The organism is Marinobacter gudaonensis, from assembly GCF_900115175.1.
Taxonomy (GTDB): domain Bacteria; phylum Pseudomonadota; class Gammaproteobacteria; order Pseudomonadales; family Oleiphilaceae; genus Marinobacter; species Marinobacter gudaonensis.
This window is the reverse complement of record NZ_FOYV01000001.1, coordinates 969,943-994,528: the sequence shown is the minus strand read 5'-3', so window position 1 is coordinate 994,528 and position 24,586 is coordinate 969,943. Positions and strand designations below refer to the sequence as shown.

General features: G+C 59.4%; 22 protein-coding genes. 13 read left to right on the top strand and 9 right to left on the bottom strand.

Annotation, left to right across the window (positions count from 1 at the left end; translation table 11 throughout):
• Positions 1–124: 124 nt before the first annotated feature.
• The 3 genes from fliD to BM344_RS04520 all read left to right on the top strand — a co-directional run bounded on the left by fliD (position 125) and on the right by BM344_RS04520 (position 3,336).
• Positions 125–1,537: a flagellar filament capping protein FliD gene (fliD, locus tag BM344_RS04530; protein ID WP_091986489.1), complete on the top strand. Its 1,413-nt coding sequence runs from the start codon at positions 125–127 to the stop codon at positions 1,535–1,537.
• 27 nt (positions 1,538–1,564) lie between these two features.
• Entirely contained in the window at positions 1,565–1,963 is a 399-nt protein-coding gene (gene fliS / locus BM344_RS04525; protein WP_091986486.1) for a flagellar export chaperone FliS, read from the top strand.
• A 161-nt stretch (positions 1,964–2,124) separates the two neighbouring features.
• Positions 2,125–3,336: an argininosuccinate synthase gene (locus BM344_RS04520; protein WP_091986484.1), complete on the top strand. Its 1,212-nt coding sequence runs from the start codon at positions 2,125–2,127 to the stop codon at positions 3,334–3,336.
• Positions 3,337–3,478: 142 nt separating this feature from the next.
• Here the strand turns inward: BM344_RS04520 and BM344_RS04515 are convergent, their stop codons facing one another.
• Both BM344_RS04515 and BM344_RS04510 read right to left on the bottom strand, forming a co-directional pair.
• Entirely contained in the window at positions 3,479–4,510 is a 1,032-nt protein-coding gene (locus BM344_RS04515; protein ID WP_091986482.1) for an AraC family transcriptional regulator, read from the bottom strand.
• 496 nt (positions 4,511–5,006) lie between these two features.
• Positions 5,007–5,978, bottom strand: coding sequence for a response regulator (locus BM344_RS04510; RefSeq protein ID WP_091986479.1), 972 nt, complete (start codon positions 5,976–5,978; stop codon positions 5,007–5,009).
• A gap of 111 nt (positions 5,979–6,089) precedes the next feature.
• Between BM344_RS04510 and BM344_RS04505 the strand changes: the two genes are divergently transcribed.
• The 3 genes from BM344_RS04505 (at position 6,090) to BM344_RS04495 (ending at position 8,354) form a co-directional block, all read left to right on the top strand.
• Positions 6,090–6,572, top strand: coding sequence for a YajQ family cyclic di-GMP-binding protein (locus BM344_RS04505; RefSeq protein ID WP_091986476.1), 483 nt, complete (start codon positions 6,090–6,092; stop codon positions 6,570–6,572).
• A gap of 78 nt (positions 6,573–6,650) precedes the next feature.
• Entirely contained in the window at positions 6,651–7,994 is a 1,344-nt protein-coding gene (locus BM344_RS04500; protein ID WP_091986474.1) for an AmpG family muropeptide MFS transporter, read from the top strand.
• A 48-nt stretch (positions 7,995–8,042) separates the two neighbouring features.
• The gene (locus BM344_RS04495) at positions 8,043–8,354 is read left to right on the top strand and encodes an MGMT family protein (RefSeq protein ID WP_091986471.1); all 312 of its coding nucleotides are present in this window, start codon (positions 8,043–8,045) and stop codon (positions 8,352–8,354) included.
• Between the two features lie 21 nt (positions 8,355–8,375).
• Here the strand turns inward: BM344_RS04495 and BM344_RS04490 are convergent, their stop codons facing one another.
• Positions 8,376–9,137 carry an SDR family oxidoreductase gene (locus BM344_RS04490; protein ID WP_091986470.1) on the bottom strand — a complete coding sequence of 254 codons (762 nt, stop codon included), beginning with the start codon at positions 9,135–9,137 and terminating at the stop codon, positions 8,376–8,378.
• A gap of 228 nt (positions 9,138–9,365) precedes the next feature.
• Here BM344_RS04490 and BM344_RS04485 point away from each other — a divergent pair, with 228 nt between their 5' ends.
• From BM344_RS04485 to gspD, 6 genes are all read left to right on the top strand, one after another.
• Positions 9,366–9,908 (top strand): FxsA family protein, encoded by a 543-nt coding sequence (locus BM344_RS04485; protein ID WP_091986468.1) that lies wholly within the window; start codon positions 9,366–9,368, stop codon positions 9,906–9,908.
• 192 nt (positions 9,909–10,100) lie between these two features.
• The gene (gene groES, locus BM344_RS04480; RefSeq protein WP_053112533.1) at positions 10,101–10,388 is read left to right on the top strand and encodes a co-chaperone GroES; all 288 of its coding nucleotides are present in this window, start codon (positions 10,101–10,103) and stop codon (positions 10,386–10,388) included.
• A 78-nt stretch (positions 10,389–10,466) separates the two neighbouring features.
• Positions 10,467–12,119, top strand: a complete 1,653-nt coding sequence (gene groL, locus BM344_RS04475) for a chaperonin GroEL (RefSeq protein WP_091986466.1) — start codon at positions 10,467–10,469, stop codon at positions 12,117–12,119.
• Between the two features lie 165 nt (positions 12,120–12,284).
• Positions 12,285–13,082, top strand: a complete 798-nt coding sequence (gspN, locus tag BM344_RS04470; RefSeq protein WP_091986464.1) for a type II secretion system protein N — start codon at positions 12,285–12,287, stop codon at positions 13,080–13,082.
• Positions 13,083–13,125: 43 nt separating this feature from the next.
• A complete protein-coding gene (locus BM344_RS04465) occupies positions 13,126–13,980 on the top strand; it encodes a type II secretion system protein N (RefSeq protein WP_091986463.1) in 855 nt (284 codons plus the stop codon).
• 32 nt (positions 13,981–14,012) lie between these two features.
• A complete protein-coding gene (gspD, locus tag BM344_RS04460) occupies positions 14,013–15,968 on the top strand; it encodes a type II secretion system secretin GspD (RefSeq protein ID WP_091990789.1) in 1,956 nt (651 codons plus the stop codon).
• A gap of 9 nt (positions 15,969–15,977) precedes the next feature.
• Here gspD and BM344_RS04455 read toward each other — a convergent pair whose 3' ends face one another.
• From BM344_RS04455 to purE, 6 genes are all read right to left on the bottom strand, one after another.
• The gene (locus tag BM344_RS04455) at positions 15,978–17,945 is read right to left on the bottom strand and encodes a M48 family metallopeptidase (RefSeq protein ID WP_091986461.1); all 1,968 of its coding nucleotides are present in this window, start codon (positions 17,943–17,945) and stop codon (positions 15,978–15,980) included.
• An 11-nt stretch (positions 17,946–17,956) separates the two neighbouring features.
• The gene (locus BM344_RS04450; protein ID WP_091986460.1) at positions 17,957–18,544 is read right to left on the bottom strand and encodes a LemA family protein; all 588 of its coding nucleotides are present in this window, start codon (positions 18,542–18,544) and stop codon (positions 17,957–17,959) included.
• A 22-nt stretch (positions 18,545–18,566) separates the two neighbouring features.
• Complete coding sequence (locus BM344_RS04445) at positions 18,567–20,627, bottom strand: putative bifunctional diguanylate cyclase/phosphodiesterase (protein ID WP_091986457.1); 2,061 nt, start codon at positions 20,625–20,627, stop codon at positions 18,567–18,569.
• Between the two features lie 284 nt (positions 20,628–20,911).
• Positions 20,912–21,490, bottom strand: coding sequence for a superoxide dismutase [Fe] (gene sodB / locus BM344_RS04440; protein WP_091986454.1), 579 nt, complete (start codon positions 21,488–21,490; stop codon positions 20,912–20,914).
• Positions 21,491–21,562: 72 nt separating this feature from the next.
• Positions 21,563–22,681, bottom strand: coding sequence for a 5-(carboxyamino)imidazole ribonucleotide synthase (locus BM344_RS04435; RefSeq protein WP_091986452.1), 1,119 nt, complete (start codon positions 22,679–22,681; stop codon positions 21,563–21,565).
• A gap of 37 nt (positions 22,682–22,718) precedes the next feature.
• Complete coding sequence (gene purE, locus BM344_RS04430) at positions 22,719–23,210, bottom strand: 5-(carboxyamino)imidazole ribonucleotide mutase (protein WP_091986450.1); 492 nt, start codon at positions 23,208–23,210, stop codon at positions 22,719–22,721.
• A 295-nt stretch (positions 23,211–23,505) separates the two neighbouring features.
• Between purE and BM344_RS04425 the strand changes: the two genes are divergently transcribed.
• Positions 23,506–24,474 carry a hypothetical protein gene (locus tag BM344_RS04425; protein ID WP_091986448.1) on the top strand — a complete coding sequence of 323 codons (969 nt, stop codon included), beginning with the start codon at positions 23,506–23,508 and terminating at the stop codon, positions 24,472–24,474.
• Positions 24,475–24,586 lie beyond the last annotated feature (112 nt).

Sequence of the window (24,586 nt, the reverse complement as noted above, 5' to 3'; positions counted from 1 at the left end):
GTCTATGCTGTGTATTGAGGCGAGTTACAAAAGGTAACCAAAAGGTGCAGAGGAATGGGCAAAGTTTTGCCGCTTTGTGCCGATAACCTCAACAAGAACATTTAAGCCTTGCAGGAGGCTCGATATGGCAGGAATTTCATCGCTTGGTGCTGGCTCCGGAATCTTCAGCGCCGATCTGGTTGACCAGTTGGTCAACGCAGAGCGACGGCCCGTTGAGCTCCGTTTGAATCGCAGGGAAAGCGAGGCACAGACCAAGATATCCGCGTTTGGCGCGTTGAAGGGTGCCCTGGAGGCCCTCAAAAAGCCGCTGGAGACCCTTTCAGCGCCAGAGGGTCTGAAAGCATTGACCGCGTCCTCATCCAACGAATCGGTCGCAACGGTCAATGTTGACCCTTCCGTCGCCAGTAGAGGCTCCTACAGCGTCAACGTAACGCAGTTGGCCCAGGCCCAGTCGCTGGCTTCAGGCACCTTTGCCGATAAAGACACCACAACGATTGGCACCGGTACGCTCACGTTCACCGTTAACGGCGTCAGCACCGATGTAACCGTAGACGGAAGCAACAACACGCTACAGGGTCTTGCCGATTCTATTAACGACGCCAATGCTGGCCTGTCGGCGGGTATTGTCGACACCGGCAGCGGCTTCCGGCTGGTTCTGTCTTCCGACGAGAGTGGGCTGGACAATGCGATCCAGGTGTCGGTTGCCGACGGCGATGGCAACAACACCGATGCCTCCGGTCTGTCCCAGTTTGCGTTTGATGGCACCACCTCCAATCTCACCGAGACTGTTGCTGCGAAAGACGCTCTGCTGGAGGTGAATGGTATCTCGGTCAGCCGGTCCTCCAATACGGTAGAGGATGTTGTGCAGGGCGTGACCTTCGACGTGAAATCCGTCGGCACGTCCACGGTGAAAGTTGAGAGGGACCCGGACGAAGTTGCAGGCAGGGTGCAGGAGTTCGTCGACAAGTACAACGCCCTCCAGGATATTATTGACAAAGCATCCGGCTACAACGCCGATACCGGCGTCGGCGGCATTCTGTCGGGTGACTCCACCATCCGGAACATTGAGCGTGATTTGCGGTCAGCGTTAACGACCGTACCGGCTGGCATGGAAAACAGCACGGTTCGCACTCTGGCAGATCTTGGGATCAAAACCGAACCCAGTAGCGGAAAACTCGAATTTGATGCCGCCGTGTTCAAAGAGAAGCTTGAGGCAAATCCCGAGGCGGTAACCGCACTGTTTTCGGAGCAGAACGGAGTTGATGGAATCGCCGGAAAGATTGAGGCGACGATTGAAAGCTACCTTGCCAGTGACGGCGCCATTTCAGGCCGTACCAAAGGTCTCAACAACGCTTTGGATCAGATTCAGGAACAACGGGATCGCCTTGAGCTCCGGATGGAAACCTACAGGGAGAGGCTGGTCGCGCAGTTCTCCGCAGCCGACTCCCTGATAGCCCAGTTGAACAATACCGGCAATTACGTCAGCCAACAGCTGGCAGCAATTGCACCCAAGCAATCCAGCGGCAGTCAGCAGTAAACAGCGCTGAACTCCAAGAGGTTACCTATGAACGGTCTTCAGCAATACCAGCGAATCAACACCCAAACCAGCATCACGGATGCCGATCCGCACAAGCTCATTCAGCTCCTGTATGACGGGGCCCTTGAGCGCATCAACATGGCCAAGGCAAAGCTTCAGGCCCGGGATTATGACGCCAAAGGCAAGTTGATCCTCAAGGCCATGGATATTGTTGCGGCTCTTCGGGGTTTTCTGGACAAAGAGCAGGGCGGCGAGCTGGCCGAGCGTCTTGATGCGCTTTACGAGTACATGGAGCGCGCGCTCTGGGAGGCGAACGCCCGTAACGACATCAACCGACTGGATGAAGTTGCCCAGTTACTGCGTTCCATCAAGGAAGGCTGGGACGGCATCCGTGATGAGGTGGTTGCCCAGCAACAGGCTGGATGATCGTTATCTCTCTTCGATACCGGGGCAACTTGAACCCTCTCCCTTCAGGGGAGAGGGTGGGTACCTCTAGACCTTCGCCCCAATAGCCATTCCCCCCGCTGTCCCGTACAATAACGCCCTTATTTTCAACACATCCATTCTGTTCAGTCTGGAGCAAGGGCATGTCTGATATTAAAAAGGTGGTGCTGGCCTATTCCGGTGGCCTGGATACTTCCGTGATCGTGCGGTGGTTGCAGGACACCTACAACTGTGAGGTGGTGACCTTCACCGCCGACATCGGCCAGGGCGAGGAAGTGGAGCCGGCGCGGGCCAAGGCCAAGGCGCTGGGCGTGAAGGAAATCTACATCGAGGACCTGCGCGAGGAGTTTGTTCGCGATTACGTGTTCCCGATGTTCCGCGCCAACACCATCTACGAGGGCGAGTATCTGCTCGGTACCTCTATTGCACGCCCACTGATTGCCAAGCGTCTTGTGGAAATCGCCAACGAGACCGGCGCCGACGCCATCTCCCATGGTGCCACCGGCAAGGGCAATGATCAGGTGCGTTTCGAGTTGGGTGCCTATGCGCTGAAGCCGGGCGTGAAGGTGATTGCGCCCTGGCGTGAGTGGGATCTGAACTCCCGCGAGAAGCTGCTGGCCTATTGCGATGAGCGCAACATTCCGGTGGAGAAGAAGAAGGGCAAGAGCCCGTACTCCATGGACGCCAACCTGCTGCACATCTCCTACGAAGGCATCAACCTGGAAGATCCCTGGGCGGAAGCCGAAGAGGATATGTGGCGCTGGAGCGTGTCTCCGGAAGCCGCACCAGACAAGCCCACCTATGTGGAGCTGACCTATAAGAAGGGCGACATTGTTGCCGTTGATGGACAGGCCCTGAAGCCCCACGAGGTGCTGGAAACCCTGAACAAGCTGGCGGGCGCCAACGGCATCGGTCGTCTGGACATCGTTGAGAACCGCTACGTGGGTATGAAGTCTCGCGGCTGTTACGAAACCCCGGGCGGCACCATCATGCTGCGGGCGCATCGCGCCATCGAGTCCATCACTCTGGACCGTGAAGTGGCTCACCTGAAGGACAGTCTGATGCCGCGCTACGCCGAGGTGATCTACAACGGCTACTGGTGGTCCCCGGAGCGGGAGGCTCTGCAGGCGCTGATTGATCAGACCCAGGCCTACGTGAACGGTACCGTCCGTCTGAAGCTCTACAAGGGCAATGTGGATGTTGTCGGCCGGAAGTCCGAGGATTCCCTGTTTGACGAGAAGATTGCCACCTTCGAGGAAGATCAGGGCGCGTACGACCAGAAGGATGCGGAAGGCTTCATCAAGCTGAATGCCCTGCGGTTGCGGATTGCGGCTGGGAAAGGCCGTAAGCTTTAACTAATACTCTGAGCCTTCGAGCTCGGTGGAGTCGCCGGGCAGGTACCGCTTTTCAGGACACGCTACGAGCACATCCCTGTGCGCTTGACGTTGGCCATCCATGGCCAACGACAGTCCTGAAAAGCGCTGCCCGCCTCGCTTTTCAGACCCCCGGATTCGTCTTTGACTGACGAAATTCCCCCGGAGTTTTCCCCGTCACCGCTTTAAACTTCCTGTGAAACGAGGTGGTTTCACTGTACCCCAGCCTTAAGGCAATATCCGGAATGGCCAACTCGCTGTTGCGAAGATAATCCTCGGCCATGGTTTGCCGCACCTCGTCCAACAACTTCTGATACGACACCCCCTCCTGGTTGAGCTTCCGTTGAAGGGTTCGGCTGGTCATGCCCAGTTCCTCTGCCACCATGTCCTGCCGGGTGATGCCGTGCATCAATTGCTGCTGGATGCTGTGGCGAACCCGGCTCGACAGGTCGCTGTCGGTATCCAGCGCCGCCAGTTGGCTGAGTGCGTGGGCTTCCAGGGTTTTGCGAAGCATGGGGTCCGGTTGGCGCAGGCGGGTGTCGAGCAGGGATTTCTTCAGTGTGATGCTGTCTTCTTCCGCAGAGAAGACAACCGTACACCGCCAGCGTTCCCGGTAGGCCTGCTCCAGCTCAGCGCCTGGGGAGGGCCGCTGGAGTCTCACGCAACTCGGGGATGCCCCTTGGTTGTCGGCCAGCCATCGGGCGTAGTTCACCCATGAAGCGAACACGTTGTCCACCAGTTGAGGGCGCACCACCGGATCGGTGTAGTTGCAGTTCCAGGTCAGCCGGATGTCCTCGCCCTTCATGGCCAGGCTGGTGGTGCCCATGTCGCCCACCAGTTTCTCGAACGGTGCAATGCGCGCCACGGCCTCGCCCAGCGTGGCGCAACTCATGGTGATGTAGCCCAGAACGCTGTAGGAGCCTGGCTGTACAAAGTCGCCGGTCTCCAGGCCCAGGATCGGGTTGCCGGTTTGTTCACACAAACGCCGGATAAACCGCTGGAACTGGTCGCCGTTGATGCGCCCGTCGTCGGTATCGAGGATGGTTGGGCTAAGGCCTACCGTTTCGAACATCTGCCCGGTGTCCACGCCTGCAGATTCGGCGGCACGGACATACTGGCGCAGGGCAGCGACGGAGGCGGTTCCGAGGGATGTCATGGTTCGACTACTGCATTGGCGTTATTGGAATCGTTGTAGACGCAGTATAGCGGATAACTGTTCTGGAATTGCGGTAAGGGAAGCCGGACTGTGAACTCTGGCCAAGCGGTGATGGGGCTGGGAAATGATTTCCAGAAATGTGGAGCGCCAGGGAAGGCGCGACCAAGCCCTACAGGGAGGTATTCACGGGCGTTTTCTGGAAATCATTTCCCAGTCACAGCGCCGCGTAACTCCAAGGCCAGAGGAAAAAGCCAGAAAATAAAAAGGCCAGCTAAAAAGCTGGCCCAAAAACAAGGAAAGAACGAAAGTGCCTGAAAAATTCGTTAATCCGGTGGACTTCATTCCCCATATGGCGGCGGAGGTACTACACGGCTCCTCCACCATGGGGGATACTGCTTGAATCCACGATCTCAGAATAAGCCTCTCGCTCACTCCTGTCTGTTTGTGATGTGTGTCCCAGTGTTACCGAGTGTGTCGCCGAAATCGAGTCATTGAACTAAGCGCTAGCGCCAATCTCGGGCACCGTCTCGGTAAACCGTCGCGTATCGTAGGCGTCCACCAGGCCGTGAACCGCGGCCCGCTCCATATCCTGGGTGGAGGGGGTACCCTTCTGGGCATCGGCCTTGCAAAGCACCATGCCCGCTTCCACCGAGATATAACCGGCGGTGGTCTTCAGAGCCTTGTGATTGATGCCGTCGAACACCCGCCGGAAGGCCGTGGTGCTGCAGTGATCGCTGTTGGGGAAATAGGCAATGATCGCGAACTGGTTGTCGCCCACCCGGCACAGGGCGTCGATGGGTCGGATCAACGTGCTCAGGCGGCGGGCGATACCGATGGCCAGTTCGCTCATGACCGTCGGCGGGTGCTTGCGCTTGAGTTCCTGCCAGTTGCGGATACCGCAAAGGACATAGGCCGTGCAGCCACCCCGGGACTCCGCATGGCGCAGGGTCTTGTTCAGGCGCTCACGGCCGTACCGGGTGTTACACAGGCCGGTTTCCAGATCGATGATATTGGTGGATTCCAGCTCCCGGTTGTTCTCGATCAGCAAGGAATTGGCCCGCAGCAGCGTATTCTGGCGGTCGGCCATGCGGTCCGCCGCAAAAATCCGGGGAATGAGCTGCTTGGTCATGTCGGACTTGTAGATGAAATCGTCCACGCCCCGGTCAAACGCCTCTGACAAGGCCTCAACACTTTCCCGAGCGGTGAGCAGGATCACGTAGGTGTAGTGGTTGTCCTGTTCATCCTGCTGGCGCACCTGATCGGTGAGGGCCAGGCCATCCATCTCCGGCATCAGCCAGTCGGCAATCAGCACGCTCACCGGCCGCTGCTCGATCAGCTCAAGGGCCGCCGGGGCATTGTTGGCGATGCGTACGTCGCGATATCCGGCATTTCGCAGCGTGCGGCTTACCACCATACTGCTGAATTTCGCGTCGTCTACTACGAGGATGGGAAGGTCCAGGTTCGGCATTGTTATCGTCTTCTACCAGTCCGTTGTCAGGTGCGGGAGATCCCGGGGGTTGGTATCATCCCCAGCAAATTCCGGCAGTATACCTTCTTACCCAGTGGGAGAATAACGACCATGCCTTCTTTTGACATTGTTTCGGAAATCGATATGCACGAAGTCACCAACGCGGTGGACCAGGCCAAACGGGAGCTGGGTAACCGATGGGACTTCAAAAACGTGGAAGCGGATATCGAGCTGGACGACAAGGGCATCACCATCAGTGCCGAGCAGGAATTCCAGCTCGAGCAGTTGATGGACATGCTGCGCATGGCGTTCGCCAAGCGCAACATCGATACCCGGGCTCTTGCTGAGAACGGCGACAGCAAGTCGGGCAAGCTGGTGAAGCAGCACCTGCAGCTCAAGCAGGGCATCGAGACCGACATGGCCAAGAAAATCGTCAAGATGATCAAGGACCAGAAGATGAAGGTCCAGGCCAGTATTCAGGGCGACAAGGTGCGGGTGACCGGCAAGAAGCGTGACGACCTTCAGGAGGCCATTGCCATGCTGCGCGAGGCCGAGCTGGATATCCCGTTACAGTTCAACAATTTCCGCGACTGATCCGGAGGCCTGATCATTCTTACCGGCAACCGCCTGGCTCTGATCCGGGACACGCTGCACACCTACACCCGCTGGCAGGTGATCGCACTCCTGTTCCTGGGGTTTTCCGCCGGTCTTCCGTTCCTGCTGGTGTTCTCCACCCTGAACGCCCGGTTGGCGGATGTGGGTGTGGAGACTGCCACCATTGGTTTCTTCAGTTGGCTGGGCATTACCTATTCCATCAAGGTGTTCTGGGCGCCGGTGGTGGATCGTTTGCAGTTGCCGCTTCTGGACCGACTGTTGGGCAAGCGCCGGAGCTGGATCCTGTTCGCCCAGATGGGGATTGCCACGGGGTTGTATCTGATGGCGCAAGTGGATGCCACCACGGCGCCAGAGATCATGGCCCTGTGCGGTCTGCTGGTGGCCTTCTCCTCCGCTACCCAGGATGTGGCGATTGACGCCTACCGCATCGAGATTGCCGAGGAGCGGTTGCAGGCGGCTCTCGCAGCCACCTACATCTTTGGTTATCGGCTCGCCCTGCTGGTGGCCGGCGCGGGCGCCTTGTACCTCGCGGAGTTCTGGTCCTGGCAGGTGTCCTATGAAGTCATGGCGGCCCTGGTGGGTGTGGGGGCGCTCACCGTGCTGGTGGTTCGCGAGCCGGCGGTCAACCATTTCGCCGCTGCCCAGGACATCGCCCACAAGATCGAACAGGAAGCGGCTCGTCGCAGCCACCTGAATCCGCGTCTGGCACGGCTGGTCGGCTGGTTCTATGCGGCCGTGGCGGGGCCGTTCCTGGACTTCTTCCGGCGCTATCGGGAACTGGCGCTGATTATCCTTTTGATGGTGGCGGTTTACCGGATTTCCGACATTGCCATGGGCGTGATGGCTAATCCCTTCTACCTGGATTTCATGGGCTTCAGCAAAACCCAGGTGGCGGATGTGACCAAGATTTTCGGCTTTTTCATGACCATCGCCGGTTCGCTGATCGGCGGGGTGCTGGTGGTTCGTTATGGCGTGCGCCGCATCCTCTTGCTCGGGGCGATCATGACAGCGGCGACCAACCTGTTCTTCGTTGGCCTGGCACAGTACCCGCCCAATATCATGTCCCTTGCCGCCGTGGTCAGTGCCGACAACCTCAGTGGCGGTATTGCCAACGTGGCCCTGATTGCCTGGCTCTCGAGCATGACCAGTGCTTCGTTTACTGCCACCCAGTACGCTTTGTTCAGCTCGCTGATGACCCTGCCGGGTAAGTTCATCGGAGGCTTCTCTGGCATTGTGGTAGCCGGGTTCGGTTATGCGGAATTCTTCCTGATTGCTGGACTCATGGGCGTGCCCGCCATTCTGCTGGCGGTGTTCATGATCCGCCACGGCAACCGGCTGGATGCCCTGGCGCCCAGGAATGAAGAGAAGCCCGAGGGCGAACTGGAAGGCCGCTCGGTATAGACTGGTGTTTCGAGCAGCGCAATCCGGAAAAATAAGGCGCCTACGAACATGTCAGAGCCCACAAAAGACCAGAGAATCTGGCAAGTCGTTGCCGCCATCCCACGCGGCAGGGTAGCCAGCTACGGCCAGGTCGCGGCCATGGCTGGCCTTGGGCGGCAGGCGAGATACATCGGCCGTGCCCTGGGCAAGCTGCCGACCGGCCACAACATACCCTGGTTCCGCGTTATCCGGAGTAATGGCCAGATTGCGTTCCCCGAAGGCTCGGACGCCTACAATGAACAGGTTGGGAGATTGAGGGATGAAGGGGTGGAGGTCACCACTGGCCGTGTCTCCATGAGCCGATTCCAGTGGCAACCTTAAAGCAGGTCTGCAGTCGGCGGATCAGAGCCGCAGGGCCCCATCCACCTCAATCATCCGGCCAGACAGGTAGTCGTTCTCAAAAATGAAGGCTGCCGCCGAGGCAATTTCCTCAGGCTTGCCCATGCGCTTGAGCGGAATACCTGCGGTCATCTTCTCCAGGGCTTCCGGCTTCATAGAGGCCGTCATTTCCGTTTCTACGAAGCCCGGGGCGATGCCGGCACAGCGGATGCCGTAGCGCGCCAGTTCCTTGGCCCACACAGGCACCAGGGCTGACACGCCAGCCTTGGCGGCGGAGTAGTTGCTTTGGCCCATGTTGCCCGCGCGGGAAATGGAGGCGATGTTGATGATCGCGCCCTGGTCGCCATTCTTGATCATCTGTGTAGCCGCTTCCCGGCCACAGAGGAACACGCCGGTGAGGTTAACGTCGATCACCGCCTGCCACTGGGACAGCTCCATCCGGCGCTCAATCTCGCCGTCTTTCACTTTCACCATCAGTCCATCGCGAAGGATACCGGCGTTGTTCACCAGGCCGTTGAGGTGACCAAAGTCGTTGACGATGGCCTGAAAGGTTTTCTCAACGTCTTCTTCCCTGGCGACGTTGCATACGTAGCTACGGGCCTCGATGCCGGCGGCCTTGCACGCGGCAACGGCGTCATCCAGCTTTTCCGGCACCAGGTCGATCAGCGCGACTTTCGCACCCCTGGCCGCCAGATATTCACCCATGGCACGGCCAAGGCCCTGGCCACCGCCGGTAATTGCAATCACGGAATCTTGAAGTTTCATGGTTTGCCCTAATCACTATTGTCAGGTGTTTTACGGTTGCTGTGCGTCCGGATAGTTATTGTTTGTGCGCGGAGTATACCAAACAGGCTGATGCAGGCGCGTGGTTGGCGTCGGATTAAGGCTTTGCCTAATCCGACCTACCTGGCCGGAGGCCAGTGGTGATTGGCAAATATCGTAGGTCGGGTTAGCAAAGCGTAACCCGACAGAGTCCGGAGCTGAGGAGGCACTTTGTCCGTATTCCTGTTTCTATTCATCATCATGCCCATCGCCGAGATGGCGGTGCTGATCAAGGTGGGCGGCATGATCGGTGTGCTTAATACCGTTGGTCTCGTGCTGCTGACCGCCGTGATCGGCGCCTGGCTGCTGCGTAAGCAGGGCCTGGCAACACTGCTGAAAGCCAACCAGCGACTCAACAGCGGGGAATTGCCGGCCAGGGAAGTGGCTGAAGGGCTGATTCTGGCCGTGGGTGGTGCGTTGTTGCTCACGCCGGGCTTTATCACAGATACCATTGGATTCCTCTGTCTGATCCCGGGTACCCGTCATTGGCTGGCCGCTCAGGCCCTCAAAAGGATGGTCGCCTCCGGGCAGAGCCGCAGCTTCTATTTTCGGGCCGGTGGAGGCGCTGATCCTTTTGGTCAGGATCCTTTCGGCGGCCGCGAAAACCCCTTTGGGCGGCAGCGACCGTTCGATCGCGACAGCGAAGGCAACATCATTGAGGGCGAGTATCAGGACGAGACCGAAACCGATCGGGATCGCATCGAAAAAAAGTGAAAAATTTTTTCTTCCGGGTGTTGAAAACCACCGTGCCAGCCCCAGATAAGTCCCACAAGTTCGCTGCGGGCCTGCAATCGCTGAAATCAGTTGGTTAGCGGCCGGGCAATTTGTCGGACAGGGCATCGCCGGTCCGACCTGTTAACGCAAATGTCATTGCCACATTAATCTGACTATTGGAGAAACCGAGCAATGAAAATTCGTCCGCTACACGATCGTGTTGTCGTACGCCGTAAGGAAGAAGAAGAGAAAACTGCGGGTGGCATCGTGCTGCCGGGTAACGCCAAAGAGAAGCCTTCCCAGGGCGAAGTGATCGCCGTGGGTAACGGTCGCATCCTGGACAACGGCGAAACCCGCTCACTGGCGGTCAAGGTGGGTGACACCGTGGTCTTCGGTCAGTACGCCGGTAACACCGTCAAGATCGACGGCGAAGAGCTCCTTATCATGAGCGAGAGCGACATTTACGGCGTGCTCGAGTGATCGCCGAGGCGAATCGCACGAACTCTCATTAATCCGATTGGTTCAACGATTTCGGTTTAACGAACAGGAATAGAAGACATGGCAGCAAAAGACGTTAAATTCGGTGATAGTGCACGCAAGCGCATGGTCGCAGGCGTCAACATCCTGGCAGACGCGGTGAAAGTAACCCTCGGCCCGAAAGGCCGGAACGTGGTTCTGGAAAAGTCCTTCGGCGCACCGACCATCACCAAAGACGGTGTGTCCGTGGCCAAGGAAATCGAACTGAAAGACAAGTTCGAGAACATGGGCGCCCAGATGGTGAAGGAAGTGGCTTCCCAGGCCAACGAGAGTGCCGGTGACGGCACCACTACGGCCACTGTACTGGCCCAGTCCATCGTTAACGAGGGCATCAAGGCCGTCACTGCCGGTATGAATCCCATGGACCTGAAGCGGGGCATCGACAAGGCCACTGCCGAGGCCGTGAAAGCCATCCGTGAAATGGCCAAGCCTTGTGACGACAGCAAGATGATTGCCCAGGTAGGCACCATCTCCGCCAACGGCGACCAGACCATCGGCAAGATCATCGCCGACGCCATGGAAAAAGTCGGCAAAGAAGGTGTCATCACAGTTGAGGAAGGCCGTGGCCTGGAAGACGAGCTGGACGTGGTTGAAGGCATGCAGTTTGACCGCGGCTACCTGAGCCCGTACTTCATCAACAACCAGGACAACATGTCTGCCGAGCTGGATGACCCTTACATCCTGCTGGTCGACAAGAAGATCTCCAACATTCGCGAACTGCTGCCGGTGCTGGAATCCGTTGCCAAGGCGGGCAAGCCGCTGCAGATCATTGCCGAGGACATCGAGGGCGAAGCCCTGGCGACCCTGGTTGTGAACAACATGCGTGGCATCGTGAAAGTCAACGCCGTCAAGGCACCCGGCTTTGGTGACCGTCGCAAGGAGATGCTGCAGGACATCGCTATCCTGACCGGTGGTACCGTGATTTCCGAGGAAGTGGGCCTGACCCTGGAGAACACCACTCTGGATGACCTGGGTACCGCCAAGCGTGTGAACGTGACCAAGGAAAACACCACCATCATCGGCGGTGCCGGCGCGCAGGCAGACATCGAAGCCCGCGTTGACCAGATCCGCAAGCAGATCGAAGACAGCACCTCCGACTACGACAAGGAGAAGCTGCAGGAGCGTGTGGCCAAGCTGGCTGGCGGTGTTGCCGTCATCAAGGTGGGCGCCGGTTCTGAAGTGGAAATGAAAGAGAAAAAGGCTCGCGTTGAAGACGCGCTGCACTCCACCCGCGCTGCCGTTGAAGAAGGCATCGTGGCTGGTGGTGGCGTTACCCTGATCCGTGCCATCGCGGCTCTGGGCAAGGTGGATGCCATCAACGAAGAGCAGAAGGCCGGCGTAAACATTCTGCGCCGTGCCATGGAAGCACCGCTGCGTCAGATCGTGTTCAACGCAGGCGGTGAGTCGTCAGTCGTGGTTGCCAAGGTGAAGGAAGGCGAAGGCTCCTTCGGCTTCAACGCCGCCACCGAGCAGTATGGCGACATGCTGGAGATGGGTATCCTGGATCCTGCCAAGGTGACCCGTTCCTCCCTGCAGGCGGCCGCTTCTGTGGCATCTCTGATCATCACCACCGAGGCGATGGTTGCCGACGAGCCGGAAGACGAGAAAGCCGGCGGCGGCATGCCAGACATGGGTGGCATGGGCGGAATGGGAGGCATGGGCGGCATGATGTAATGCCGGCCAGACTCCAGGCAGCGCTCCATTCCTGAAGCGTTGCCCGGCCCACATCGAAAACCCCGCGTTGGTTCACGCTAACGCGGGGTTTTTGTTTTTTTGTCATGAACTTGCCTATGGGCTTTGCTAGACTCGGCTACCGGTCCATTATCTGTGCAACGCTGAATGAGTGACGCCCAACCCAAATCCTTTCTGCGCCCAGGCAAGCTGCTTGTCCTTCTGCTGCTGGGGCTGATTGTTTACAGTCTGGCACTGGCTGTTCTGGTCCCCGCCGGCTGGGTGTGGCATCACGCCTCGGGTTTTGTGACCCTGCCGCAACAGGTGCAGGTTCGCCAGGTCGCCGGCAAGCTCTGGGATGGCGAGGCGGGCCTGGTGGTTGCCGGCTTTCCACTGCGCGTCGACTGGAGTCTGAATACGCCCAGGTTCACGGAGTTCTCCTGGCCGATCGACATTTCTGTGGCGTCGTCACACTCTTCCCTCAATGGCAATGTTACGATCGGATGGCCGGCCAGCGCACGGCTGATGGCCACCGGGCAGGTAACGGTTGCCGAGTTCGAGGAACTCATTCGCCAGAGTGGGGGTGCCATGATTGAGGGCGAGGTAACGGTTGATCGTCTGCAACTGGCCTGGGCAGATAACCGGATTGTCGAGGCCGAGGGCATTGCCCGATGGCCGGGTGGGCTGGTGACATGGCCCATGGGTGATCAGCGCGGCCAGGCCGAATTCCCGCCCATGCAGGCCACCATGGATACAACCCAGGGCGGCGTGGCATTGACCGTATCCGCCCAGAGTGGCGACGGTGGCGAGGGTCCGGCGGCGGACGCTACCGTGTTCTGGAACGGCATGCTGGAGCTGCGGGTCTACAAACGCATGGTGGATCTTGCCGGACAGCCCTGGCCAGACACTGCGCGCCCGGGCGACATTGTGTTCCGGGTTCGTCAGCCCCTGGTGCCGGGGCTGTGATCATGTGGCCATTGACTGAACGGGTGAGCAGGAGACCGATCCCATGGCGTTACTGAGCACGCCTGCACAAACCCGGGTATCGCGGGCGTTCGCCAACCTTCTGCTGGTGGCGCTGGTGGTGTACCTTGCGGTGTTCATGGCCCGGATCAGCTGGCTGATTGCCTGGGATGATCGGCCCGTGCCGCAGGCGCCAACCGCCGGGAGCGCTAGCCTGGCCGGAAGAAGCGCCGGGCAGGTCTCGTCGATGGCGGTCTACGATTTCTTCGGTCGTTCGGAGAGCCCCGGCGAGGTGGCCGAGGCGGTTCGCCGCTCTGCCCCGGAGACCCGTCTGCGTCTGCGCCTTGAGGGCGTTCTGGTAGGACAGCGTCCGGAGGACTCCGGTGCTATAGTTGCGGGAAGTAATGGTGAAACGGCGTATTACCGGGTCGGTGACCTGCTGCCGGGTAACGCCGAGCTTGCTGAGGTTGAGCCGGGCAGGGTGCTGATTCGTCGGGGAGGACGCTACGAATCCCTGACCTTCGAGGAGCAGGAGTCCTCGGAACTGGTTGCAGAGGTGGCCACGGAGTCGGCAGAATCATCCCCGGATGCGTTCCTGGCCAATGCCCGGGAACAGATCGATAGCCAGGGTGTCGCCGCCCTCGCGCCGTTTGGTCTCAGTCCGGTGGATCAGAGCGGTGCGTCGGGATACGTGTACGACGGCTCCAACCCCATGCTCAATGCCGTCAACCTGCAGGCCGGTGATGTGATCACCGCTATCAATGGTCAGAGGCTGGGGGATATCAGCCAGGACAAGGCACTGCTGGAAAGCTGGCGGGGCCAGGCCCAGCTTGACATAGAAATCGAGCGTGACGGATCCATCCTCACCATCAGTTATGCCATACCCGAGCAGTGGCGCTGACCGGGTTCATCGAAACAGGACGAAATCGCCAGATGTATAACCACAAGATCAATTTTCTGCGGGCGCTTGTCCTGCTGGTTCTTCTCCCGTTCATGTCCGTGGCCCATGGGCAACAGGCCGAGACCTGGAGACTGAACCTGAAAGACGCCGACATTCGCGCTTTCGTAACCCAGGTGGCTGACATCACCGGCTACAGTTTCGTGGTGGACCCGCGGGTGAAGGGCAAGGTCACGGTGCTCTCCAGTGCGCCGATGAACAAGGATGAGATCTACGATCTGTTTCTGGCGGTTCTGAACGTGCACGGCTTCACGGCCATACCCGGTGAAGAGGTGATCAAAGTGGTCCAGCAGGTGGATGCCAAGCAGTCCGCTGAGTCCCTGAGCCGCTTTGAGGAAACCCCCTCTGAACAACTGATCACCCGGGTGATCCAGATAGATAACGCTAACGCTCTGGAACTGGTGCCCATTTTGCGACCGCTGGTGGCCAAGTACGGTCACCTGGCCGGTGTCGCGGCGGCGAACGCACTCATCATCAGCGACCACTCGTCCAATATCCAGCGCATTGAGCAGATTGTCCGGGAGCTGGACAGCCCGTCGAAATACGAGGTGGAAGTGATCCAGCTGCAGGAGGCCTGGGTGGGCGACATGGTAACCCTGCTTCAGGAGCTGGCACCGGATGAACTGGGCCGTGGCGGTGGGGAGAACGTTGCCCGCAAGTATAGCGTGACCGCCGATGAGCGCAGCAACCGGCTGATTCTCCGGGGCGACGAGACCTTCCGCGACAAGATGCGCGGGCTTATCCGACAGCTGGACCAACCCTCGGCCACCGGTGGTACCACCAAGGTGCTGCGCCTCAAACACGCCGATGCAAAGAACCTGACCGAAATCCTCAAGGGAGTGATGGGCGAACTGGTGAAAGAGAGCGCCGGTTCCGGGGGCGCCGCCGGCGGTTCCAGGCCCGAGAGCAACTTTGCCGTGTTTGCCGACGAAGGCCTGAACGCCCTGGTGGTTCGGGGTGAGCCCTCCCTGATGCAGGAAGCGGAACAGATTGTTGCGGCCCTGGACGTGCGCCGGGCGCAGGTGATGATTGAGGCGGCCATTGTGGAGATCAGCGACGAGCTGGGGCAGGATCTGGGCGTCCAGGTGGCGGTTGGCGACGAGTCCGGGGAGTCGACCCCGGTGGCAGGTACCAACTTCGGCAATGTCGGACGCAGCCTGGGTGAGGTACTCAGCGCGATCCTTACCGAATCTGCCATCACGCCAGCAACGGGCGGCATCACCATTGGCGCCGGTCAGCGGGATGAGAACGGCATCAGCTGGGGCATCCTGCTGCAGGCGCTGTCTACTTCATCTGCAGCCAACCTGCTGTCCACCCCCAGTATCATTACCCTGGATAACCAGGAGTCCGAGATTACTGTGGGTCAGAACGTGCCGTTCCGGACCGGGCAGTACACCGCGACGGGCAACAACGCCACTAACCCCTTCACCACCATCGAGCGCCGGGACGTGGGCCTGACGCTCAAGGTCACACCGACCATCAGTGCCGACGGCCTGGTGCGGCTGGTGGTCGAGCAAACCACGGAGAGCGTGGCTGACAGCATCGAGAACGCCTCGGACATCGTCACCAACAAGCGTGAGATCAAGACTACGGTGCTGGCCGACGATGGCGAAACCATCGTTCTTGGCGGCCTTACGCGGGACGACTACCAGGTTAACAAAAGCAAGGTGCCTCTGCTGGGGGATATCCCCGTGCTCGGGCGCCTGTTCTCTTCCGAGTCGGAACGTCGGGTGAAGCGGAACCTGCTGGTATTCCTGCGCCCGAAGATTCTGCTGGGCAAGGAAGAGGCCATTGCCGCCACCTCAGACAAGTTCGACCAGCTGTGGGAAGTCAATCTGAACATCCGCGAAAAGCTTGGCATTCCTTCGTCTGAGGAGGGCAACCCGACGGCGGACACGCTGTTCGAAGAGGGCACCACCCGGGCTCAGTAACCCGGCCCCTCAAACCGACAGTGGCGGCATCGGACAGTCTATCTGGTCCGCCACCAGTCGCATCAGCTCATACTCCCGCACGTCTACCCGGCCGTCCCGGGTAATGCAGTAGCCACAGGCATCAATCACCGCCGGCTTGAGTAGCGGTGACAGCCCGTTGAGGGCCGTGAGCGCCTCCCGAAGCTGGCGCATGGTAACCTTCTCCAGGGTCGGCACCTTGTCACCACGGCCGTCCACAAAGCCCGCCATCGCCTCCCGATACAGCGCCTCTGCCTCGTCCTGATCTGAAGTACCCGCCCGTGCCAGCAGACTGAGGACCCTTTGCAGCGCTGGAAGCACTGGCCGGTAGCTCTTGTAGCGAACAGGAACAATCCGCTCGGCCTCGTCGCCCAGGTGCCGGGACAGGAAGCTGGTCAGGGCAAGTTCGAACAGGGTGACGCGGTTATCCGCGGCCACCAGTTTCTGGACGTTGGTGATCAGCAGCTCCCGTTCTTCCGGATCCAGTTTGCGCAGTGCCGGCATCGCCAGCTCAAGGGCCGGAAACCGCACGCCCTCACCGATGGTCTTGAGCGCCGGCAGCAACTTGTCGAGCAAGTCAGGCTGGCTTCCAAGCACCGGATGGTCAGGCAGGAGGCCAAGCCGCTCGGCTTGCTGTTGGCGAGACAGTTCGCTGATCAGCAGCCCGTAGCAAAGCTGAATGGCGCCTGCCCGGGTGTACAGAAGATTCCGGAAGGTGGCCGGAAGCCGCTCGAGGAACTGCAGGGCGAAGTCTTCACTGCGCCGGTTGACCGTGCCCACCTGATCGGAGAATTTCCGTGTGTTGGTGGGCGGCGAGAGATTGGATGCCAGGGGCGAGGTGGAAGTTCGGGGCTGCCCGCCGGCGAATGCCGCCGCCCCGGCTGTAGGGGCTGGCTCAGCGCCGGAATAGAGGCGGGTGCCTGGCTCGGTGTCACGAAGCCGGCTCCGGAGCCTGGCGAGCATACCTGGCTGGATGGCATTGATCCGCTCCTCAACCGGGGGGTGTGAGGCCAGCAGGGAAGTGAATTTCATCCGGGCGCTCTCGCCAAAGCACATGTGATTCATGTCGCTTGCGTGACTGGTGGTGTCCAGATAGCCACCCTTGAGGCCGATCTTGAACAGGGCGCCGGCAATGCCTTCCGGGTTGCGGGTAAACTGGACCGAAGAGGCATCCGCCAGCATCTCCCGTTGCCGTGAAACCGCAGCCTGAATCAGCCGGCCAAAGAACACACCGACGTAACCGATTACAAACAGGGCGACGCCAATGATTCCCATGGCTGCCTGGGCCCGCCCGTCCCTCGATCGACCCACCCGGTGGCCCCGATAGAAGGAGGCTCTCAACAGGAAGCCTCCGATCTGCCCGATCATCAGAATTCCGGCCAGCAACGCAATCAACCGCACGTTAAGGCGCATGTCGCCATTCAGGATGTGGCTGAATTCATGGGCCACGACGCCCTGAAGCTCGTCTCTGGTGAGCTGGGTAACCGCCCCGTGAGTCACCACCATCACTGCCTCGCCGGGAGTGTAGCCGGCAACAAAGGCATTGATACCGGTCTCCTGATCCATCACATAAAGCTCGGGAACCGGCACACCGCTGGCGATGGACATTTCCTCAACGATGTTGCGCAGCTTGCGTTCGTCGGCGTCACGGGTATCCGGATCGATGGGGCGTGCGCCCACCATTTTGGCAACCCGGCTGCCGCCCCCGGCAAGGTCCACCCAGCGTAGCAACGAGCCCAGCACGATAAGGCCAACCACCGTTGCGGCCGTCAGCAGTCCGTGGCTCGACAGCAGCCAGTGGTGAAAGGCGAGCCCCGAGCTTTCGCTGCGGGTCACCAGATAACCCACCAGGCAAACAGCCAGGGTAATTAACGCTACGGCGGTCAGGAACAGAAACACCAGCAGGCTGGTGTTGCGCCGGGCGTGGGCCTGGCGCTGGAAAAAACCGGGATGAGCCATGTATCAGGGCCTCAGAAGGCCACTTTGGGTGCCTGGCGGGCCTCAGGGGATTCCAGTTCGAGCTGGGAGGTTTCCTTGAAGGCAAACATGCCAGCCACGATGTTGTTGGGAAACTGCTCACGGAAGGTGTTGTAGCTCATCACACCATCGTTGTAGGCCTGGCGGGCGAAGGCCACGCGGTTCTCGGTGCTGGAGAGCTCTTCCATCAGTTGCTGGATGGTCTCGTTGGCCTTGAGGTCCGGGTAGTTTTCCGCCACCGCGTAGAAGTTGGCCAGGGCCTTGGTCAGCAGGTTTTCGGCGCTGCCAAGGCGCTGGATCTTGGTGCCATCGCCGGGGTCGCGGGCGGCGTCTTTCTGGGCGCTCACCGCATTATTGCGGGCTTCCATGACCTGAGTGAGGGTGGATTTCTCATGGCTCAGATACGCTTTCGCGGCCTCGACCAGGTTGGGGATGAGATCGTGGCGGCGCTGGAGCTGCACGTCAATCTGTGCAAAACCGTTCTTGAACTGGTTTCTGAGGGAAACCAGGCGGTTATAGATAAAAACAAGGTAGAAAACGACGACGGCAATAACAATCAGGCCAATGACAGTGGTTCCCATTGCGGCTCCTCGGAGAAATGAATCAGGCGTTATTTTCCACAATCTGTTGGTGGAAACCTTTTACAAAGGTCTCAAAATCGCGGGGCGACAGCGGCTTACTGAAATAGAAGCCCTGGGCCAGCTTGCAGCCTCGCTGGCTCAGGTAATATTCCTGCTCGGCGGTTTCCACCCCCTCGGCGACCACGGACAGGTTGAGGCTTTTGCCCAGGTCGATGATGGTGTTGGCAATTCGGGTGTCTTCTTCATTCACCAGCAGGTCGCGGATGAACTGCTTGTCGATTTTCAGGTGCTGGACCGGCATTTGCTTCAGGTAGGTCAGTGAGGAGTAGCCTGTACCAAAATCGTCGACCGCAATGCTGATGCCGGCCTGGTGCAACCGGTGTAGTTTGGCGACGGCGTCGGAGAGATTGGTCATGAAGCTGGTCTCGGTCACTTCCAGCTCCAGGCGTCCGGCCGGGATGTTGTGTCGTCGGAGTGTGTCCAGTACGTCTTCTACGATCGTGTTCTGGCGCAGTTGCACCGCCGACAGGTTCACCGCGATGCGAAGCGGCGTGCCGTCCGATGCCCATCGTGCCGCCTGCCAGCACGCCTGGTCCAGCACCCACTGACCGATCTCCACAATGGAGCCGTTGGCTTCTGCCACGGGAATGAACAGATCCGGTGGAACCAGGCCCCGGATCGGATGTTCCCAGCGAAGCAGGGCTTCAGCGCCGATGACCCGTTTGCTCTCAAGATTGATCTGGGGCTGGTAAACGAGGTGGAACTGATGGTTGCTCAGGGCCTTGGCCAGATCTTTCTCAAGCTGCTTCCGGTCGCGTATTTCCTGGTCGATGCTGGCAACGTAGAACTGGAAGTGGTTGTGGCCGTTCTGTTTGGCCAGGGTCATGGTCTGCTCGGCACACTGGAGGAGCCGGTCGGCCTGTCCGGTATCGGACGGGTAGAGGGCGACACCCATGGTGGCCGTCATGGCGATGTTCTGGTCTTCCACCAACATGGGCTCGCTGATGCAGGCCAGAATCCGGTCAGCGGTATCCGCCGCCTGGAAGCCATCCCGGAGGCCCTTCTCAACAATAACGAACTGGTCGCTGCCAAGTCGCGCAATGGTGAAGCGGGCGTTGTCGAGCTTGCTGGTCAGCCGGTCGGCAATGGTCTGGAGGATAAGATCGCCGGACCGGAAACCGCACTGTTCGTTGATGGATTTGAAGTCATCAATGCCGCAAACGATCAGTGACAACTGGATGTCGCGCTTGTTGGCTTCCTCGATATCCCGTACCAGAAGCTCCATGAACGTGTCGCGGCTGGGCAGTCCGGTGAGCTGGTCATAACGGGACAAGCGGCTCACCCGGTCTTCGGCTTCCTGGTGGCGTTTCTGGCTGTCGCCAATGGCAACGAGCAGGTTGTTGGTGGCGTTGACCCAAAGCCCCAGCTCGTCACTCTGGTGCCCGGAGGGCGTGGTCACCAGCCGGTCGTCCGGATGCGCCGGGTCCACTTGTTTGACCGAAGCAACGATTCGTAGCAGCGGGCGGGTCAGCAGGAGGTGGAACACATAGAACAGCACCATGCCCAGTATCAGGGCGGTGGCGATGCCGGAAGCGAAGGTCACAGCTGCCCGGTCCAGCCAGGTGTTGGCGACCGGTGCGGTGTCGTAGTGGACATCCAGGTAGCCGTAGACCGTGTCCGGATTGGCCTCGCGGGACAGAGGCTCGCGAAACTGACGTTCGTCCTCGAAAATCGGGTCGGTCAGTGGGCGAAAGGCCGCTTCCAGCAGGGGACGGCTCCGCTCACCAAGGGGCACGCCGTCTGGATGGACGATACGGGCCATGTGCACGGACTGCTTGGCGAAGAGCCCGTCCACGACCTGCTGGGCAAGATCCGCATCAATACTGAAGACGGCCTGCGTTGCAGCATCCTTGATCATTGCGATGGTCTGGCGGGCATCATTATCGAGTACGGCGGACACGCGCCTGGCGTCCAGCACAACCTGTATGGTGCTGACGACAATACCGCTGATCAGGGCCACGGCGAGAATCCAGCGCAGTATCCGTGACCCCAGCCGATGTTCTACCTCAAAGGAATTCTGCATTCAGTACTGTCTTTAATCCGGTTCCATCAGGACGATCGTTTCACGAACGGCTGTGTGAAAAAATCGGACAATGGGCGAGCCCCTTGAGGCCGGCCTGTAGGTTACCCGTCAGTATGGTTCAGTATCACCATATCTTCATGGAGTATCGGCGATTTTTTTGATTTATTCAGAGAGCAGTTGTATCGATTTGTAATTGTGTCGGGAAGATGGACACAAAAACGCCCGCGCAAGGCGGGCGTTTCTGTTAAGGCCACCAGGGGCCGATAGCTTGAGTCCGGACCGGATCAGGCCAGGTTTTCGTTTACGAAATCCCAGTTCACCAGGCTCCAGAAAGCTTCGAGATAGTTCGGGCGGGAGTTCCGGTAGTCGATGTAGTAAGCGTGTTCCCAGACATCGACGGTCAGCACCGGCTTGTCGGCGCCGGTCAGCGGGGTCTCCGCGTTGCTGGTGTTCAAAATGGCAACACTGCCGTCGGCTTTCTTGACCAGCCAGGTCCAGCCAGAGCCGAAGTTGTTGGCAGCCTTATCGTTGAATTCTTTCTTGAAGTCCTCGAAAGAACCGAAGGCTTTCTCAATGGCTTCCTTGGCGGCGCCTGTGGGCTCACCACCGCCGTTCGGGCTCAGGCAGTGCCAGTAGAAGGTATGGTTCCAGACCTGGGCTGCGTTGTTGAACAGCGGCCCGCTGGCGCTCTTGATGATGTCCTCGAGCGACTTGTTGGCGTTGTCAGTGCCTTCGATCAGGCCATTGAGCTTGGTTACGTAGGTGTTGTGGTGCTTGCCGTAATGGTACTCGAGCGTTTCCTGAGAGATGTGCGGTTCCAGTGCGTTCTTTTCATACGGCAGTGCGGGAAGTTCAAATGCCATGAGGTCGTTCTCCCTGTCTCTCTGTTTGTGTTTACGTTCACTCACCCAACTATAGGGGCGGTTTGACTGATATCAACCCTTTGCTGTCAAAGAGCTTTTGAACTCGGGGCAACCCGGCAGGAACTGGGCGCAGGTCTTCACTCGCCAGACCAGTTCCTCGTAACTGTCGGCCAGAATATTCACATGGCCCAGCTTCCGGCCCGGGCGTTCTCCCTTGTTATAGAGATGCACATGGGCATAGGGCAATTCAAGGATGCGCTCAATGTCGCCATGCTCGCCGATGATATTGATCATGCAGCTCACCCCTCGGGGCGCGACATTGCCCAGCGGGTGTCCGCTCACGGCCCGGATGTGATTTTCGAACTGGCTGGTCATGGCGCCTTCGATGGTCCAGTGCCCGGAGTTGTGAACCCTGGGTGCCATTTCATTGGCAACAAGACCGTTGGCGGTCTCGAACAGCTCGAGGGTTAATACGCCAACGTAGTTCAATTCGTTCAGAAGCGCCTTGATGTAACGCTCGGCGTCTTCCTGTATGTGCTTTTCCAGCTTCGGAGCGGGAGCGATAGAGTAGCGCAGAATGCCCTCGTGGTGGGTGTTCTCGGCCATCGGATAGAACGCCAGCTCGCCGTCTTCCGCTCGCACCGCGATCATTGATACTTCCCGGCGAAAGTCCACGAACTTCTCGACGATCAGCCGCGGATGACCGATAGACGCCCAGGCTGCTTCGGCTTCTTCCGGACTTCTCAGTACCGCCTGGCCCTTGCCGTCGTAGCCCTCGGTATTGGATTTGGCAACCACCGGGCAGCCAAGTGCTTCGGCGGCTGCTTTCAGGGAGGCTGCGCTGTCGGCGATTTTCCACTCTGGAGTCGGGATCCCGAGTTGCCCGAACAGGGTTTTTTCGGCTTCCCGGTTCTGGCAGACCTGCAGGGCCCTGGGGCAGGGGTGCACCGGCTTTTGGCGGCCGATCTGCTCGGCTACGTCCACCGGCAGATGCTCGAACTCGTAGGTCACGCGGTCGACTCGGGAAAGGAAGTCATCCAGGTACTCGCCATCGCGGTCGATGATAACTTCGCCAAGGCCTGCGCTTGGGCTGCCAGACATGTCATAGAAAACAAAGGTCTTGGCCAGTGGATACCCGGCCAGCGCCAGCATTCTCCCGAGTTGTCCGGCGCCCAGTACACCAATTCTCATTTGAGCTCTCCTGCCGTTTCTTGCACAGAGGTTAATGTTACGGATCCTGAGGGTCGGGGTTGTCCAGTATGGTTTGCGTCTGGGTCGAACGGAATTCTTCCACGGCGTTGCGAATGCTCTCATCGAAGGTGCCCAGGATCTGGGCAGCCAGCAAACCTGCATTGGTGGCACCGGCTTTGCCGATGGCCAGGGTGCCCACGGCAATGCCACCGGGCATCTGGACGATCGACAACAGCGAATCGAGGCCATTCAGGGTTTTGGACTGCACAGGCACACCCAGTACCGGAAGGGCGGTCTGGGAGGCGACCATGCCCGGCAGGTGGGCCGCGCCGCCGGCACCGGCGATAATGACTTTCAGACCGCGGTCGGCGGCGGTTTTGGCGTAGTCGAACAGGAGGTCCGGGGTGCGATGGGCGGAGACGACTTTGGTTTCGTAGGGTACGCCGAGCTTTTCGAGCATGGTGGCGGCGTGTTCCATGGTGGGCCAGTCGGATTTGGAGCCCATGATGAGTCCTACAAGCGGCTGCATGTGCAACATCCTGTGATAATTGGAAAGCCGGCCATTGTATGTTTTGCCTATGTACCATGCAAACTTATAGCTCGGGGAAGGTCAGGGTTGGTGTTCTTCCTGGAAACCGCTACAAGCTCGTCCCTGAGCGCTTGGCTGAGGCCATCCATGGCCTCAGACATTTCCAGGAAGAACACCAACCCTGCCCCCGAACTCTCTGCGAGTATTCGTCTGGTGCAGCCATCGTTTTTACCTGCGTCTAAGTACAGGTATTATCAGTCCCTATTGCTGTAACCGTCCATAGTCAGGAGCTGTAATGGAACCCATCCGTCCAGATGATGATGAACTGAGGGCCGAGCGACCGATCGGCAGTGCCGAGCCAAAGAAACCGGCGGACAGGAAGCCGAAGGCGTCATCTGCCGGCGGGGCAGAGCCGCCTCGAGAGAAGCCAGCCGCGAGGCAAAAAGGTGGCAACGGCGGCGGTAGGCGGGGCAGTTCTGCAATGCTTTGGGTGCTTCTGGTTGTGGTGGCAGCGGCTGCCGGTGCCGGGTGGTACACCCAGGAGCAGCGGGTTCAGGCGTTGGAGAGTCAGCTTGAGGAAGCGGACTATTGGGCGCGGCAGAGCAAGCTGGCGCTAGCTCGGTTTGAGGGTGAGCTTTCGGAAACCGGCGAGAATCTGCAGGAGCGGGGCGAGTCGCTGGAGGACAAGATTGCGGCTCAGGAGAAGCGGCTTGATACCGCGGACAGCGAGATCCGCAAGTTATGGGCGGTGGCCAATGAGCGGAATAAGAAGCGCCTGGACGAGCACCAGGAGCGTCTGGCCGCGCTGGAATCCGGTCTGGCCGAGAATGACAAGGCCATCGGTGCGGTCGAAGCCTCGGTTGAGCAGGCTCGTCAGTCGTTGTCCGCAGACATTGCCGCCCTGAAAAACCAGACCGAAACGTCGGTGGCGGCGTTGCAGGACGCGAACCGACAGGCAACGGAGCAATTGACGCGTCTCAGCCAGCAGTTGGCGGATGTGGATCAGGTGATCGAGAACCGGATTCGTCGCTTCGAGCAGGAGCAGAAGCTTGGCATCAGCGGGCTTGAAGGGCGTGTGGCCGCCCTGGAGCGGGAAACCGATCAGCTCGCCGGGGATGGCAAGGTGCAGGCCCTGAACAAAGAGCTGGCAACCCTGAAGCGCACGGTGGAGTCCATCGATGCTTCTCGGTCGCAGCTCACGTCTCGGCTGGTGCGGCTTTCGGAAGAAGTGAATCAGCTGCGGACCCAGGTCAGCGGGCAATAAACGCTGACCTGAACGGGCGGCATCGCGGGTTTTGTAACGGTTTGTAGCCAGCCCTTGCGGTAGCTCTCATTTCTGCCGTTTGCCAGTTGTTATGATCAGGCAACTCGCAATC

Excerpts from the sequence above, each read along its gene's own strand:
- fliD (WP_091986489.1), top strand. The coding sequence starts at position 125 with ATGGCAGGAATTTCATCGCTTGGTGCTGGCTCCGGAATCTTCAGCGCC.
- fliS (WP_091986486.1), top strand. The coding sequence starts at position 1,565 with ATGAACGGTCTTCAGCAATACCAGCGAATCAACACCCAAACCAGCATC.
- BM344_RS04520 (WP_091986484.1), top strand. The coding sequence starts at position 2,125 with ATGTCTGATATTAAAAAGGTGGTGCTGGCCTATTCCGGTGGCCTGGAT.
- BM344_RS04515 (WP_091986482.1), bottom strand. The coding sequence starts at position 4,510 with ATGACATCCCTCGGAACCGCCTCCGTCGCTGCCCTGCGCCAGTATGTC.
- BM344_RS04510 (WP_091986479.1), bottom strand. The coding sequence starts at position 5,978 with ATGCCGAACCTGGACCTTCCCATCCTCGTAGTAGACGACGCGAAATTC.
- BM344_RS04505 (WP_091986476.1), top strand. The coding sequence starts at position 6,090 with ATGCCTTCTTTTGACATTGTTTCGGAAATCGATATGCACGAAGTCACC.
- BM344_RS04495 (WP_091986471.1), top strand. The coding sequence starts at position 8,043 with ATGTCAGAGCCCACAAAAGACCAGAGAATCTGGCAAGTCGTTGCCGCC.
- BM344_RS04490 (WP_091986470.1), bottom strand. The coding sequence starts at position 9,137 with ATGAAACTTCAAGATTCCGTGATTGCAATTACCGGCGGTGGCCAGGGC.
- groES (WP_053112533.1), top strand. The coding sequence starts at position 10,101 with ATGAAAATTCGTCCGCTACACGATCGTGTTGTCGTACGCCGTAAGGAA.
- groL (WP_091986466.1), top strand. The coding sequence starts at position 10,467 with ATGGCAGCAAAAGACGTTAAATTCGGTGATAGTGCACGCAAGCGCATG.
- gspN (WP_091986464.1), top strand. The coding sequence starts at position 12,285 with ATGAGTGACGCCCAACCCAAATCCTTTCTGCGCCCAGGCAAGCTGCTT.
- BM344_RS04465 (WP_091986463.1), top strand. The coding sequence starts at position 13,126 with ATGGCGTTACTGAGCACGCCTGCACAAACCCGGGTATCGCGGGCGTTC.
- gspD (WP_091990789.1), top strand. The coding sequence starts at position 14,013 with ATGTATAACCACAAGATCAATTTTCTGCGGGCGCTTGTCCTGCTGGTT.
- BM344_RS04455 (WP_091986461.1), bottom strand. The coding sequence starts at position 17,945 with ATGGCTCATCCCGGTTTTTTCCAGCGCCAGGCCCACGCCCGGCGCAAC.
- BM344_RS04450 (WP_091986460.1), bottom strand. The coding sequence starts at position 18,544 with ATGGGAACCACTGTCATTGGCCTGATTGTTATTGCCGTCGTCGTTTTC.
- BM344_RS04445 (WP_091986457.1), bottom strand. The coding sequence starts at position 20,627 with ATGCAGAATTCCTTTGAGGTAGAACATCGGCTGGGGTCACGGATACTG.
- sodB (WP_091986454.1), bottom strand. The coding sequence starts at position 21,490 with ATGGCATTTGAACTTCCCGCACTGCCGTATGAAAAGAACGCACTGGAA.
- BM344_RS04435 (WP_091986452.1), bottom strand. The coding sequence starts at position 22,681 with ATGAGAATTGGTGTACTGGGCGCCGGACAACTCGGGAGAATGCTGGCG.
- purE (WP_091986450.1), bottom strand. The coding sequence starts at position 23,210 with ATGCAGCCGCTTGTAGGACTCATCATGGGCTCCAAATCCGACTGGCCC.
- BM344_RS04425 (WP_091986448.1), top strand. The coding sequence starts at position 23,506 with ATGGAACCCATCCGTCCAGATGATGATGAACTGAGGGCCGAGCGACCG.